Source organism: Pseudopedobacter beijingensis, from assembly GCF_042678145.1.
Classification (GTDB): Bacteria; Bacteroidota; Bacteroidia; order Sphingobacteriales; family Sphingobacteriaceae; genus Pseudopedobacter; species Pseudopedobacter beijingensis.
Genome location: NZ_JBHUDG010000014.1, coordinates 1 through 12,938, shown reverse-complemented (window position 1 = coordinate 12,938; position 12,938 = coordinate 1). Strand labels below are relative to the sequence as shown.

Genomic DNA, 12,938 nt, shown 5'->3' with positions numbered 1-12,938 from the left:
TTATATCTTTTTGGACACCCTCTTCTTTGACTTAAATAGTTGTTATTTTTATCAAAATAAAATACATACTTATTTATTCATAAGCTTAGAGAGCAGATCTGCTCTCTAAAAACTAAGCCCTTTTCAGTTTCTTCTCGCCCAATACCCAGCTGGTTTTGCGCGAAGGCTGAAGCTTAATGCTCTTGTCCTGTTTCGCAAAAGAATGTATATGTTCAACCGCTTCGTCTATAGAATCCGTAAACAATATCAGGTTCATGTCTTCAGGGCTAATCGTTTTTTGTTCTGCCATCAAAGCAATATGTTCCTCAATACTTTTGTGGAATTCCCTATCCAGAACCACAATAGGAAAACGCTCTATTTTTCCCGTTTGTATTAAAGTAACCGTTTCAAAAAACTCGTCCAAAGTACCAAAGCCGCCCGGACAGATAACAAAAGCAAACGAATATTTTCTTAAAAGCTCTTTCCTTACAAAGAAATATCCCAGGGTAACAAACTTGTCAAGGTAAGGATTGTGCTTTTGCTCATGAGGGAGCACAATATTACAGCCCAAAGAAAGCCCATCTGCATCTTTTGCACCACGGTTAGCCGCCTCCATTATACCCGGTCCGCCGCCTGTCATAATAGCATAGCCTTTCTGTGCCAGAGTTTTGGATATTTCCCTGGCCTGTATATAATATTGGTGGTCTTCGCCAAAACGAGCCGAACCAAAAACCGTAATACATGGACCTATAAAGTGCATAGATCTAAACCCCTTTAAAAACTGCATCATTACACCGCCCACATATTTAAGCTCTTTCCATCGGGCTCTGGGCCCCTCTAAAAAACTTCGCTCTTCCTTAAAAAAGATATTACTCATATATCGTGTCTAAAATATAACCTCAAAAATCTCTTTCTGAGATTTTAATGTATTATTAAAACAAAGTGTTTCACATGAAACCTTATCAAAACCTGCCTGTTAATTTGTTGTAGAATAAGCTCTGTACGAAAAGTAAATCCTTAGAAACTCGCCAAAAACAATAACAGGAAATAACAGCTTTACCAATGGATCCCAACCCGTTACGTAGGTTAATGAAGATAAAAAACCAAAGGAAAACATAAAATATATAAACCTCACCGGTATTTGGCAATAATAAACAATAATTCCAGCTTTTCTGGGTATAAATAGCAAAATTGAAGATGCCATGATAGAAAGCCAGCCACAGACAAACAAAAGTCGGGAGAAAAACTCTACCGGAGTAATGGCCGTATTGGTGGTAAAAGAAAGAATTTGTGCAGAAGCCTGGTTGTATAACAAAAAGAAAGAAACCAGGTCCAGCAGTCCGAAGAACCTTAATAATAACTTCATGGAATATTCCGTAATCTAAATACGAAGATAGATTATTTAAAATATTCTTCTATCAAATTATATCTAAGAAAAAAAGAGTCATAAAATAGCGAAAATAACCCTGCTCACGTTATAAATTATTATAATTTGCTCGTGAAATCACAGATTATGCAGATATTGCAATCAGGGCTTTTGGGGTGCATATAAGCAGAAACATATTTGAAAAGCAGTTATTATTATTTTTGTAATGAGCCTTTGTACAGATAGTGCAACAGCAGATAGTACTGTTCCTAAAAAGTAATAAAGAAAAGCCCGATAAAGAAAAAAGTATGGAAACAATAAGTAAAAAACATCTTGATTTTTTAACAGACCTCAGTCAAAACAATAATAAACCTTGGTTTACAGAGAATAAAACCCGTTTCGATCAGACTTTTGCGGAGATTAAAACCTTCTTCAAAGAAATATATGATACGATGCAGCAATATGATAATGTAGACAAGTTTCACGTACATAGAATATACCGGGATGTGCGGTTTTCAAAAGACAAAACGCCCTATAAAAATTACTTTGGACTGCATTTAGGTAGACAAAAGCCTTTGTTAAGAGGCGGATATTACCTTAGTATAGAGCCTGGACAATGTTTTGTGGGCGGCGGTTTCTGGGCACCCAATAAAGAAGATTTGTTGCGTATCAGAAAAGAAATAGAGATGGACGACAGCGAACTGAGAGGAATAGTTAATCACGAGAGGTTTAAACAATACTTTGGTGAATTAAAAGGAGAAGAGTTGCAAACCGCACCAAAAGGCTTTGATAAAGAGCATCCGGCAATTGATTTACTGCGTAAGAAACAATTTTTGGTTATGCGCACCTTTACCAATAAAGAAGCTTTGCAAGCTAACTTTTTAGAAGAAGTGGTAGGTACTTTTTTGGCTATGCGGCCTTTTTTTGACTATATGTCTGCTGTATTAACCACAGATGTAAATGGTGTAAGTCTGTACGAGTAATACTTACGATTTCTTTATACTGATATTGTAGGGCTTTTTCGTTATGTCGACCGGAAGAAACTTTCCATTATGAAGGTAAATAACAACAACAGGTGTAGGTTGATTGCTATTTATCTGTTCTTTAGTGAGCGTACAATTATGTGAAATTTATTTATGTTTTCAACTCGTGTTCAGGACAGTCAATTCGCAAATCTGTAACATGTAAGTCTTGATTCAGTAATTTGCAGAAATGTTTTTGTGTTTTGTCTGATGTTTGATAGTAAGCACAAGACATACACATTCTTTGAATAGTGATTACTTCTGACTTATTTAGATGCCGTATAATATTAAGTAAACTCAAGAGCAAACTTTCTTTATCGTCTTGATGTAATTTGTCAATAGGCGTTCGTATTTCTTGAGTAAAAAACGATGTTTTATGAGCGATGTCTTTTCCCTTTTTTGTTAGATTAATAACATAACTCCGTGTATCATGTTGTTCGTATTCTTTGCTTATCAGCTTTTTTTGTTCCAATGTTTTAATGGTGTCGCTAATTGTGGCTTTAGTCATATTAAATTCATCAGCCAAATAGCTCACTTTTCTTTTTACTTCGCTATGGTGAAGTAAAAAAATCAATACCTGAACTTGAATTGGAGTAAGCAAATACTCCTTACTTTCCTGCCAAAGTAATACACGGAAGGCCTGTGCTATCCGTTCAAGTGACGCAACTATTTTACTTTCGGTACTTTGGTTTTGATGCGCTAAGTCAAAATCTGATTTCATATTGTTTGAATTTTAGATAACATCATTCACAGTTTTCCATTTCATAGATGAAATATCCTTTTTGCCTGATGTCCTTTTCCCACTGCGGTTTTGCTGTTTCAATGTGACAAAACAGACACTCTTTTGATGTCAGAGAGGTGTTTTCCAATCCTTTTGTTTTAAGATACTCCTTTCCGTAATTATAAATTACAGCAGCGTCTCTTATTTCTGTTGGTGCAATAATGTCAAAATGCATTATTGTTCCGTCTTTTTTTGTTACATACGTGTCCCAAACTGCTACTTGCATTTCCTTGTAATTTTATTGGTTTATATGCGTATTGTGTTAATCAACAACATCGCAAAACAAAAATTAACTAATACCTTTTAATCATTTTAATGGTGAAAATTGTCCCATAAAGTTAGTATTCCTAACAATATGGGGCAAATTTTTAACCCTTTACATCCGCCATAGATGCCCCAAAGTTGATGTGTAGTACATTACCATTTGGTGTAACCAATGCGGGAACAGATTGTACACCTGCTTTTTCCGCTTCTTCAATTCTGTCCCGTGTTTTACCAACATGAACCACTTCCACATTGTCTGCACCAATAAGGTTAATAATGTCTTGTTCTGCGCTTACGCAAACAGGGCAACCTGCGTGATAAAAAACTGATTTTGTCATTTGCTTAAAATGTTTAATCGTTATTTAGCATTATTGCTATATCAAATATAGTTAGTTATCCTAACAAAATGAAAAATGAATAAAAAAACTTAAACAGATCTTGGTTTAGTTGCTTGTTTAAAATGAATTTTCGGGTAGAGAATATAACTCTACAGGCTCAGATTTTTTGAGAAAGGAATGCCTGAGCTTGTATGATACAATTAAGTGATGACTTCTACAAAACTTTCAGGACCGTTATAAAGCGCTTATTTTGCTAGTTTTCATGCATACTTGCTCTTAGTATTCTTTTGGCACAATCAGAAGCACAGATTAATCCGGTGGCCATCATTATAACATCTTTCAGAACTAATCTTCCTGCTCCTGATAAATACGGAAAACCATATTGTGGCGTAGGAAAATCTCCTCCCAGGTTTGGAACATACACTTCGGGAGTGGTTATTAAAAATGATAATGTTACTAATGACATTACAAAAGTAAGTAGCCCTCCTAATAATCCTGTTTTAGGAAACCAAATTCCTAAAAATGTTAATACCCCTATGATTACGATTACAACCCCCAGACCATAGGCAAAAGTGTAAGTTCTGTTTTGTTGATGCCAATCAATGTTTTTCTGAATAGTTTTTCCTTCTGGATTTTTATATTCTTTATATTCAGGTGTTTCTTTTCCATAGAAAAAAGACATTAAGGGACTATTGGCTACAAATGGAACAATTCCATCTGCTTCATATTGAAAAGCTTTGAGTCCGCCTATCCATACCATTACTATCAAAATGGATATTCTGGCTATATTAAAAAATAAGGATTGGCTACTGGCTAAAACTTGTACTAATGTTTTCATTTTTTTGTTATTTCGTTTTGGTTTGTTGAATTGCTCTGCCGGTTCAAGTCATTTGAAAAAGGGTAGGGCGGGGGAATCTTTGGGCTAGTATAATAATACAGCACAAGTCTGGCTTTAGCCTTATCTCTGGTTCTCAAACTTGCCAGAATGGAAATATTCAGCTTTGCTAATATACATAAAGTCTTCCTTGCAAATGGATATGTTTAATTGCTTTAAAGCCGATATCGTGTTTTATTCTCTGTTGTCATTTAGTAAGACTTTTTTCATGATTACCACATTTCGTTCGCCTATATTTATCCGTTCCATTTCAGACCAGCCAAGCCGTTTGTATAGTTGTTCTGCTGTGTCGGTGAATAAATAGATTGTTTCAATCCCTGATTTTTTTGATATATCCTGGATATGCTTACAAATTAATGCCCCATAGCCTTGATGTCTTTTGTCTGGGATAGTATAAACAAGAGCTAACCAATGTTTGTGGATTTTAAGTCTCGGTTCTTTGTCAAGCAATCCAACGTAATCGTAAAGTCCACCTGTAGAAACAGGAGAGCCGTTAAGGGTTAGTAAAATTTGGAATTGCGAAGGATCTGCTGTAATGGTTTGCAGTCGTTGAATTGTTTTGTCCCTAGGAATTTGCCATTCGCTTAAATACCAGTCGGCAATAAGTTCGAAGTTCGTCTGGTCGTTCGGTAGTAATACCTGAAAATTTATTTTAGTCATTCTATTTACCGGAGAGTTGAGGATTTACATTTTCTGTTAGTGGTATGAGGAGTTTCTATATCCATTATTTCACGACCTGACAAGAGAAACAAGTAATATGCTATAATGAAGTATTTTACAATTTCTTCTTGACTAAATTCTCTCATAGGTCGGTTTTATGGCTTTTATAGTTTTCTTATCTAATTTCTACGCATTAGATATTCTCCTCTAGGTTCAACAAAGTAAGGTTTTCCTTTTACCATCTTAATTTCCTTAAGTCCATAAGCTGTAAAATAAAAGTGTCCCAAATAAATACTTTCTTTACTGTTAATCTTAACGTGTTTCAACTTGCAGTATTGGTCAGCTAAAACGGTTGAAACAATATAATCTTCAGTTTTAGTCCGAAACGGAATCCCGCCAACACCGTTGTTAATAGAAACCAACCTAACTTGTATTTTTTGGTCGACAGAAAACCTTAGCGTATCAATGATTTTTTCTTCTTCTTTTCCAGACTCCCAATTCCTTGAAATGTAAAACTTGTCTTTTTCTATCTTTAGCAAAATGGATTGGAAATATTTTTTGCCGTCAATAACAAAGTCGTAAACACCATTATTAACCAAAAAAAATCCTTTGGGATTGTATTCTGGCGTTAAATTGACTACACTGTCAAATAAAGTTTTTTTCTTGAATTGAATTGCAAGTAAAGTCCCTGGTTGCTTGACTCTTTACTTTTGTCGATGTAACAAGCAGAATAATAAAAAACAGTAATGGTTTCATCCGGAGTTCGTTAAATTATAGGTGACGGTTCGGGGTTTTGCGAAGTGGCGGGAAATTTATGCACTTCAGTTGAGCCTCTGCACACAGCTAAATTAATGAAAAAATGTTGAGGACATAACTGTCGGCCCGCTCTTTTGCAAAACCCCTGTGGCTGTTGCACAACTCTAAAATAGCATAAAAAGTGTATCTTTCTGTATGCAAGGTTGCAAAGTTTTTTCTCCCCAACTTTTTTATGAATTAAGCTTAGATCGTTTGGTTCCATTGGATAATTTTTATCGACAGATAAACGATCAATTGAACTTGAATTTTCTCTATAAAGCCACAACCACCTATTACGGTAAAGAAGGTCAGGAAAGTATAGATCCTATCGTGTTTTTCAAGATTTTATTGGTAGGTTACCTGAACAATATCAACAGCGATAGGGCCTTGCTACGTTATTGCAACAATTGTTTGGATGTCCGCTTGTTCTTAGGTTATGATCTGAATGAGGAGTTGCCTTGGCATTCTACGATTTCCAGAACGAGGAAACTATATGGCGAAGTTGTTTTCTTGAGTCTTTTCCGCAAAGTTCTATCTCTTTGTCTCGAAAAGGGAATGGTTCGTGGTAAGCGTCAGGCGGTAGATTCAGCTTTTATCAAAGCCAATGCGAGCATGGACAGCCTGTTGGAAAAAGAGGTTTTGGAAGACGCCTCTGCCTTTGTGGACGAACTGGAGGAAAACAGCGAATATAAAGTAACGAGCGAAAGGAAAAAGTTAGTAGAGCGTCACCATGAATGGAAACAGGAAGTCTATAAAGATATGCCCGGCAATACTAAAAGCCAGCGCAAAGATGAGGAGGGAGAGGAAATCCGTCCCAAATACCTGAGCAACCACACGCATTATTCACCCACGGATCCCGATTCTAAAATTTCTACCAAGTCCGGAAAACCCCGTCAGTTGAACTATGCAGGTCAATTATCTGTAGACGATTCCCATCATGTCATCACCGGAGCTTGTGCGAGCACAGCGGGTAGTAAGGACAGCGCTATCCTACATGAGATATTAGACCAAACAATTAGTAATTTTCAAGATCATGAAATGGCTTTGTACGAAGTTATTGCCGATGCAGGTTACAGTAGCGATGAGGCTTTACAATATCTGGAAGACAAAAACATAGATGCCTGGATCCCTAATTTTGATCAGTATAAACCCGAAAGACCAGGTTTTAGTTATAATACTGTTCTTAATCAATATGAATGTCATAAAGAGGGCGGGAATCGAGCAATCCTTCTGTTTAAAGGGACTAAAACCGATAGTAAGGGCTATTCCAAGCATATTTATCGTAGTAGTGAAAAGGATTGTAGGCATTGCCCATTGCGAGAAGAATGTTGTGGCAAGGTCTGCCGTTTCAAGAAGCTGGATGATAGCATCCATAAGCCACTTTATGATAAGATGCACTTCTAAAAAAGAAACCTCGCTTAAAAAGGCTTAAACGAGGGCTATATTTTGTGTTTTTTAAAAAAAATAGGAGTTGTGCAACAGTTACCCTTGTTATGCGTTCGCTCTTCTATGTTTCTTCTTTAGTTTGGTGAGTTGAGAGCCATTTTGTTTCCTTCGGTATCAAGAAATATGGCGAAAAAACCACTCTCGTCTGCATGGGCGGTTTTTTGAACAAGAATTTTTCCGCCATTGTTCTCTACTTTGTCAAGTGTCGTTTGTAGGTTGTCTCCTGCGTTCAAATATATTGTAACACCATTGGCAGAAGGTTTGTATCCGTCTGCTTGAATGATAACTCCCGTTACCATTTGCCCCTCGTAGGGCAAAATTCCCATTTTCATTTCCTCTATATCCATTTTTTCAATTTTAATGTCTAATAGGGTTTGATAAAAATTTATTGCTCTCGTAATATCCGCTGCCGGGATTTCAAACATTGAAATGTAACTGTTCATATTGACTGATTTTGAATTTGTGATTGTGTCTTTTGTAGAGGTTTCTTGAGTTTGTTTGTTGGGATTTATGCAAGAGGTAAAGGAAAATCCCCAAAACAGTGTTGATATTAGAATATTGTTCATTGCCATTCTTCATAGGATTAAGTTTCAGGCAAAAATAATTTTAATCAACTCCGAAAAATTGTACAAATGCGACAACAGAAATCAGCTATAAAATAAAGTTGAAAGAGCCATTTTTTCGTTTTTCAAAAAGACGTTTGGGTTTGTTCCGATAAATTCCTTGAAGTCCCTTATAAAATGGGCTTGGTCATAATAACCGCTTTCGTAAGCAATATGCGTTAAATTATCTTCTTCTTGGTTTAAAAGCAAATTCAACGCAGCTTGCAATCGGATTACCTTTCCCAACTGCTTTGGGCTAAGACCAATTTGTTTAGAAAAGGTTCGCTCAAGTTGTCTTCTTTTTGCTAAATCGTTATTCAACATACCCTTTATGGAAGTATTTCCGTTCGTTTCAATGAGTGTTTCAATGGTAGATTTTACAATATTTTCGATTGTTCTTTGTTCATTTAGTTTACTCAGCAGAAAATTTTCAATGACTTCAATCCTCTCTTTCGTGTCTGTTGCTTGTCTCATCTTTTGTTCTAAGTTGTCAGCCGTACTTTTCCCAAAAAGGAATTCGATTGGTGTTTCTTTGTCTGTCAGGCTTTTTATTGGCGTGTCTATAAAGTTGGCAAAGCCGTAAGGGAAAAAGCAAATAGCAAAAGAGTTTACATAGCCTGTTGGCTCAATGTCAAACGACTTGGTTCGTTGTCCTAAGACCATTGCACAAGGATGTATGATAAATTCATTTTCTGAAACAATCCGTTTAATATCGTCTCCAATGTTAAAAGCCATTTCAATACAACCATCGGGAATAATTTGTTGCCGTTTTGGTGTATAGTCGGCAGAAACTTCCAAAGTCCAATAGTACTTTACGATTGACTTCAAGTCTGTATGTGGCTCAAAAGTTTGGTAGTTCATTTACGCTGGATGTTTCTTAAAGTGACGCATAACTTATTTATATGTCTCACATACTTGCCCATACATAACCCCATCAGGTTGTGTATGTCTCATAAACCCAGACATATTTATTAAATATATAATTTTTATCAATCATCAAAAAGTACTGTTGTATTTTGCAAACTTTTGTACCTTCTTAAATAGAATAATTGTTGTTGTGGTGTGCGGGTGTTTAGGATATTATATTAAAATTTCGTTTTATCTCACAGGATAAAATACGTTAAAGAATAAATCACAACAAGTATACTCCCTTTACTTTTCTATGAAATAGGGCGAATTGAGTGTTTTTTACCATCAATACCCTGTTTTTTCTATACTTATTGTTTACCCATCCTTTACCTATTGTATACTTATCCTATACTGTTTGTATACCTACNCTATTGTTTATATGAGGGATAGTATTGCAATACTATTGCTATACACCTGCTATACCTATCCTGTACTCTTTTTATACCCATTGTATAGGCATTTATCTCTGTTTTAGTAAAGAAACAGTATACAAATAGTATAGCCATAGTATAGAAATACTTAGGCAAGCCCTTATCTCATATTATCCAGATGAGTTCCTTGTGCCAGCATTTGTATATTTATTTTCCATTATTAACCGAAGTTAATTAGCTCTAAAGAGGTCAAAGTAGTCCAAAACAGCCTAAAAGAGGTCAAAATTTTAGTTGCAGGGCAGTAGGGGCTATGTTTGGTTTAAATGGACACCACCGAAGGAGTCCGCATTGTTAAACTAAAAATAAATGTTATGGGAGTTTACAGAAAAGGAGTCTTGGCAATGTGCTTGGCAAATTCGGATCGGTAATAGGAAGAAGCCGCTGGCATGGCAAATATACATTGACAAAGCTTTGCTTATACTTGTCTGAACCACTGATTTAAAAGATTGAAAGATTTCACTGAACCTTTTGTTCTATAAAACCAAAATCGATGTACTCTGCTAATCCTGATATAATCCTTGGTTCTGACAATAGGAAAGCCTAATGTTTAAAATATTGTATCGGAGCGGGGTAGTTTCTGGATGGAACTCAGGGTTTAGAGTTCCTTGAAATCAATTTAGTAAGTAGTATTACTGTTGAGCCTATATTTCAGTCAACAGGTTGTAAATAGCATATAGTGGTTTGTTATTTTATTTTTTGGTCAGTTTATATCTTAAATGGGTTGTTAGGTTTGATGGTATGACTTCGACAATTTGTAAATCATATTTGTCTTTGTCAATGCCGTCAAACAGACGGATACCACTACCTAAAAAAACAGGAGCAATATGAATGAAAAACTCGTCTACCAGACCTGCATTCAAAAATTGTTGGATTGTGTTTGCACCACCTTGTATTCTTATGTCTTTTCCTTGTGCCGATTGTCTTGCTTTCTCTAATGCACTTTTAATTCCGTCATTGATGAAGTAAAAAGTTGTTGTGCCTTCTTGAATCCAAGGTTCTCTTATTTCGTGTGTTAATACATAAACGTCTGCTTTGTATAGGTCATTTGGCCAACTGACTTCTCCTTCTTCAAACATTCTTTTTCCCATAATGAAGGCACCAGTCCTGTTAATAGTCTCTCTGATGTATTTACCATCAGGGCCGTCTTCTTTACCGCCATCAAACCCTAAGTAATCCCAAAATGCTTTTTGATTTAACATCCAAGAATGAATTTGTCCTGAAACCCCACCCATAGGGTTTTTAGGACTTCTATTGTCGCCTGCGAAAAAACCATCAAGTGAAATTCCGCTATCAAAGATTATTTTGCTCATGTTTTTTCTTTTTATATTTTCAAGTTCTACTTGAGTCATTTCTTCCGCGTTTAAGGTCTTCCAACGGATGACTTAAATGTTTTTATGAAACAGAGGACTCCGTCCGGTAATAGTTTGCAGCTTCTCAAGCTATCCTTGAAAATAATGTCGATAACGAGTTGTCTTGTCATTTTTCTTTCGGTAAATTATAGTCAAATCCTGCCATTGATTCTGCTAAAAGTCTTGGTGTTATTTCGTGATTATTTACGTTGTCCGGATTTGCTCCAGAGTCAATGAATAATGCAACAATTTTGTAGTCACCTTTTGAATTAAAGATAGCGTCCATAAGCGGTGTGTTTCCGTTACTGTCCTTTAGTTCGAGATCTGCTTTATTTTTTATCAATATTTCTATTGCGTCAAAACGTTGTTCTTTCACTGCAAAATGTAGTGCCGAAAACCCGTTCCTGTCTTGGTGATTTATGTTTGCACCGTTGTCTATAAGCCACTTTAAAAGTACCATATTATTATAAAATGCTGTCCAAATTAACGATGTCCTTTGATAACCATCCAATGCGTCAATACCAACTTCAGATAAAAGTTTTTTTACATTTTCGTTGTTGCCGTCTCGAATGTCATATGAAAGGTTGTCAACTCGTGGATTTGATTTATTTGGCCTGCCTGGTTTTGCCATTTTTGTGCAAATTTGCTGTTATGTACGGTTATTTTTTCCATTTATTTGAATATATCTCCCTTGTTTGGTGCAAGTATGAAGCCTGTGCTATGGCTACTTATGCCTTTGTTCTTTCTCCTAACATACTATTGGATCTATTTTAATTGCCTCTATTCCTGCTCATCTGTTGATATTGTTTCAAATGGCACAAGAAGCATTTGCCCGCTTTAATCCTTTCTTCATTCTTGCGCCAAATGGGGGCCATTGAGCCAAACGCTTATTATGTGATGTTTTTTATTCTCTATTTTTATTATTAATTAAATCCCAACTTTTTCTGGGTAACCATCCTTGCTTATTTGTTGATATTTCAGTAATAATAAACCTTTTGTCTCCTAATTTTTCCCGTATTTGCTTCGAAATTTCATTTGCAGAACTTTCAGAAATTATATAGAATGTATTAGGTAAATCATATCTCCATAACAATATATCTTCAATAGAGTCAACAGCATTTTTTACGTTTTCTCTAGTACCTAAGTCATTTGAATAAACAAATAAATATGCCTTTCTCATTGCTTGTTTTTGTTTTCTTTTATTTGTATAAATTCGTTGTTTTCTGTTAAATCTAAATCATCAAATTGAGTGTCAATCAAATTGGGTTCTGATTGTCCCTTTTCCTGAATTAATTCCAACGAACGCTTTTTTAGCTGATATTCTTCAGATTGCAATTTATCTCTATCGAAAAATAGAAGAAATAAAAAACCTAGTAAAGCAATGAATACAGGACCAATAATTAATCCAATTAGCCAGGTTGGAGGTTCATTAAATCCCCAAACTGCAATTACTAAGCTTGGAATCGAAATAATAGCACATAGCCAAAGAATCGGATTCAAAGCACTTTTAACAGAAAGTTTTCCTCCTGATTCTATAACTTTTGTAGCAAGAATATTCTTGTCAATCATTATCAATTGTTTGTTAAGTTTTAATTCTTTCTTTTTTTGACGAATTGTTGTCGTAAAATATCACATAACGTTTAGGGCTTTGAGCTGTAGCGGATTACTTCCACGTCACCTGCCTTAGCACTAAAATATGTAGAAAGCACCTGCATTGCAAACAGTAGTTCAGCCGCTATAGCTTGAAGCCTGTGTGTGCGCCTTGAATGGTAAATATAAATAAAAGTTTTTCAATAAGTTGAAGAACAGCCCAGAGGGTGCAAGTCCCTTATTCGCTGGGGTCACGCCTGGAAGAATTAGCAAGCCGCAAGGTGGATTTGCGTGAGCGAAGCACTGAAGTAAGCGAGACTGCAAAGATCTGCCCTGACGAACAAAAACTGGATAAGAGGCATGTTTGAGTGGATGAGATGGCACAGCACATCGAAGTCCTACGATAACCCCAAGCTCAAACATGTAGATTCAGCAGGTGTAGATTGAAGGGTATTTACCTTACCGAGGGATATCTCTTAGGTTACGAGTTTAGCCATAAAGAGAAGTCAGC

General features: G+C 35.9%; 16 protein-coding genes. 2 read left to right on the top strand and 14 right to left on the bottom strand.

What is annotated here, in order from left to right; all coding sequences use genetic code 11:
- Positions 1 to 112: 112 nt before the first annotated feature.
- Entirely contained in the window at positions 113 to 856 is a 744-nt protein-coding gene (locus ACFSAH_RS09345; RefSeq protein WP_379662461.1) for an LOG family protein, read from the bottom strand.
- A 99-nt stretch (positions 857 to 955) separates the two neighbouring features.
- Positions 956 to 1,345, bottom strand: coding sequence for a hypothetical protein (locus tag ACFSAH_RS09340; RefSeq protein ID WP_379662460.1), 390 nt, complete (start codon positions 1,343 to 1,345; stop codon positions 956 to 958).
- A 308-nt stretch (positions 1,346 to 1,653) separates the two neighbouring features.
- Here ACFSAH_RS09340 and ACFSAH_RS09335 point away from each other — a divergent pair, with 308 nt between their 5' ends.
- Positions 1,654 to 2,328, top strand: a complete 675-nt coding sequence (locus ACFSAH_RS09335; RefSeq protein WP_379662459.1) for a DUF2461 domain-containing protein — start codon at positions 1,654 to 1,656, stop codon at positions 2,326 to 2,328.
- A gap of 151 nt (positions 2,329 to 2,479) precedes the next feature.
- Here ACFSAH_RS09335 and ACFSAH_RS09330 read toward each other — a convergent pair whose 3' ends face one another.
- The 6 genes from ACFSAH_RS09330 to ACFSAH_RS09305 form a co-directional block, all read right to left on the bottom strand.
- Positions 2,480 to 3,088 (bottom strand): MarR family winged helix-turn-helix transcriptional regulator, encoded by a 609-nt coding sequence (locus tag ACFSAH_RS09330; protein WP_379662458.1) that lies wholly within the window; start codon positions 3,086 to 3,088, stop codon positions 2,480 to 2,482.
- Between the two features lie 22 nt (positions 3,089 to 3,110).
- Complete coding sequence (locus ACFSAH_RS09325; RefSeq protein WP_379662457.1) at positions 3,111 to 3,374, bottom strand: DUF2024 family protein; 264 nt, start codon at positions 3,372 to 3,374, stop codon at positions 3,111 to 3,113.
- Positions 3,375 to 3,516: 142 nt separating this feature from the next.
- The gene (locus ACFSAH_RS09320) at positions 3,517 to 3,750 is read right to left on the bottom strand and encodes a thioredoxin domain-containing protein (RefSeq protein ID WP_379662456.1); all 234 of its coding nucleotides are present in this window, start codon (positions 3,748 to 3,750) and stop codon (positions 3,517 to 3,519) included.
- Between the two features lie 253 nt (positions 3,751 to 4,003).
- Positions 4,004 to 4,588 carry a DUF417 family protein gene (locus ACFSAH_RS09315; protein ID WP_379662455.1) on the bottom strand — a complete coding sequence of 195 codons (585 nt, stop codon included), beginning with the start codon at positions 4,586 to 4,588 and terminating at the stop codon, positions 4,004 to 4,006.
- Between the two features lie 231 nt (positions 4,589 to 4,819).
- Positions 4,820 to 5,305 (bottom strand): GNAT family N-acetyltransferase, encoded by a 486-nt coding sequence (locus tag ACFSAH_RS09310; RefSeq protein WP_379662454.1) that lies wholly within the window; start codon positions 5,303 to 5,305, stop codon positions 4,820 to 4,822.
- A 179-nt stretch (positions 5,306 to 5,484) separates the two neighbouring features.
- On the bottom strand, positions 5,485 to 5,844 hold the full coding sequence (locus tag ACFSAH_RS09305) for a hypothetical protein (RefSeq protein WP_379662453.1): 360 nt from the start codon (positions 5,842 to 5,844) through the stop codon (positions 5,485 to 5,487).
- Between the two features lie 412 nt (positions 5,845 to 6,256).
- Between ACFSAH_RS09305 and ACFSAH_RS09300 the strand changes: the two genes are divergently transcribed.
- Positions 6,257 to 7,504 (top strand): transposase, encoded by a 1,248-nt coding sequence (locus ACFSAH_RS09300; RefSeq protein ID WP_379662452.1) that lies wholly within the window; start codon positions 6,257 to 6,259, stop codon positions 7,502 to 7,504.
- A gap of 116 nt (positions 7,505 to 7,620) precedes the next feature.
- Here ACFSAH_RS09300 and ACFSAH_RS09295 read toward each other — a convergent pair whose 3' ends face one another.
- From ACFSAH_RS09295 to ACFSAH_RS09270, 6 genes are all read right to left on the bottom strand, one after another.
- Complete coding sequence (locus tag ACFSAH_RS09295; protein WP_379662451.1) at positions 7,621 to 8,118, bottom strand: VOC family protein; 498 nt, start codon at positions 8,116 to 8,118, stop codon at positions 7,621 to 7,623.
- A 75-nt stretch (positions 8,119 to 8,193) separates the two neighbouring features.
- Positions 8,194 to 9,009, bottom strand: coding sequence for an AraC family transcriptional regulator (locus ACFSAH_RS09290; protein ID WP_379662450.1), 816 nt, complete (start codon positions 9,007 to 9,009; stop codon positions 8,194 to 8,196).
- A 1,168-nt stretch (positions 9,010 to 10,177) separates the two neighbouring features.
- Positions 10,178 to 10,837: a dihydrofolate reductase family protein gene (locus tag ACFSAH_RS09285; protein ID WP_379662449.1), complete on the bottom strand. Its 660-nt coding sequence runs from the start codon at positions 10,835 to 10,837 to the stop codon at positions 10,178 to 10,180.
- A 127-nt stretch (positions 10,838 to 10,964) separates the two neighbouring features.
- Positions 10,965 to 11,468 carry an ankyrin repeat domain-containing protein gene (locus ACFSAH_RS09280; RefSeq protein ID WP_379662448.1) on the bottom strand — a complete coding sequence of 168 codons (504 nt, stop codon included), beginning with the start codon at positions 11,466 to 11,468 and terminating at the stop codon, positions 10,965 to 10,967.
- Positions 11,469 to 11,741: 273 nt separating this feature from the next.
- Positions 11,742 to 12,017: a hypothetical protein gene (locus tag ACFSAH_RS09275; protein ID WP_379662447.1), complete on the bottom strand. Its 276-nt coding sequence runs from the start codon at positions 12,015 to 12,017 to the stop codon at positions 11,742 to 11,744.
- Complete coding sequence (locus tag ACFSAH_RS09270; protein ID WP_379662446.1) at positions 12,014 to 12,406, bottom strand: hypothetical protein; 393 nt, start codon at positions 12,404 to 12,406, stop codon at positions 12,014 to 12,016. The genes ACFSAH_RS09275 and ACFSAH_RS09270 overlap by 4 nt, the downstream gene beginning before the upstream one ends.
- Positions 12,407 to 12,938 lie beyond the last annotated feature (532 nt).

Excerpts from the sequence above, each read along its gene's own strand:
- ACFSAH_RS09315 (WP_379662455.1), bottom strand. The coding sequence starts at position 4,588 with ATGAAAACATTAGTACAAGTTTTAGCCAGTAGCCAATCCTTATTTTTT.
- ACFSAH_RS09330 (WP_379662458.1), bottom strand. The coding sequence starts at position 3,088 with ATGAAATCAGATTTTGACTTAGCGCATCAAAACCAAAGTACCGAAAGT.
- ACFSAH_RS09275 (WP_379662447.1), bottom strand. The coding sequence starts at position 12,017 with ATGAGAAAGGCATATTTATTTGTTTATTCAAATGACTTAGGTACTAGA.
- ACFSAH_RS09340 (WP_379662460.1), bottom strand. The coding sequence starts at position 1,345 with ATGAAGTTATTATTAAGGTTCTTCGGACTGCTGGACCTGGTTTCTTTC.
- ACFSAH_RS09325 (WP_379662457.1), bottom strand. The coding sequence starts at position 3,374 with ATGCAAGTAGCAGTTTGGGACACGTATGTAACAAAAAAAGACGGAACA.
- ACFSAH_RS09280 (WP_379662448.1), bottom strand. The coding sequence starts at position 11,468 with ATGGCAAAACCAGGCAGGCCAAATAAATCAAATCCACGAGTTGACAAC.
- ACFSAH_RS09345 (WP_379662461.1), bottom strand. The coding sequence starts at position 856 with ATGAGTAATATCTTTTTTAAGGAAGAGCGAAGTTTTTTAGAGGGGCCC.
- ACFSAH_RS09270 (WP_379662446.1), bottom strand. The coding sequence starts at position 12,406 with ATGATTGACAAGAATATTCTTGCTACAAAAGTTATAGAATCAGGAGGA.
- ACFSAH_RS09310 (WP_379662454.1), bottom strand. The coding sequence starts at position 5,305 with ATGACTAAAATAAATTTTCAGGTATTACTACCGAACGACCAGACGAAC.
- ACFSAH_RS09320 (WP_379662456.1), bottom strand. The coding sequence starts at position 3,750 with ATGACAAAATCAGTTTTTTATCACGCAGGTTGCCCTGTTTGCGTAAGC.
- ACFSAH_RS09290 (WP_379662450.1), bottom strand. The coding sequence starts at position 9,009 with ATGAACTACCAAACTTTTGAGCCACATACAGACTTGAAGTCAATCGTA.
- ACFSAH_RS09335 (WP_379662459.1), top strand. The coding sequence starts at position 1,654 with ATGGAAACAATAAGTAAAAAACATCTTGATTTTTTAACAGACCTCAGT.
- ACFSAH_RS09300 (WP_379662452.1), top strand. The coding sequence starts at position 6,257 with ATGCAAGGTTGCAAAGTTTTTTCTCCCCAACTTTTTTATGAATTAAGC.
- ACFSAH_RS09295 (WP_379662451.1), bottom strand. The coding sequence starts at position 8,118 with ATGGCAATGAACAATATTCTAATATCAACACTGTTTTGGGGATTTTCC.
- ACFSAH_RS09285 (WP_379662449.1), bottom strand. The coding sequence starts at position 10,837 with ATGACTCAAGTAGAACTTGAAAATATAAAAAGAAAAAACATGAGCAAA.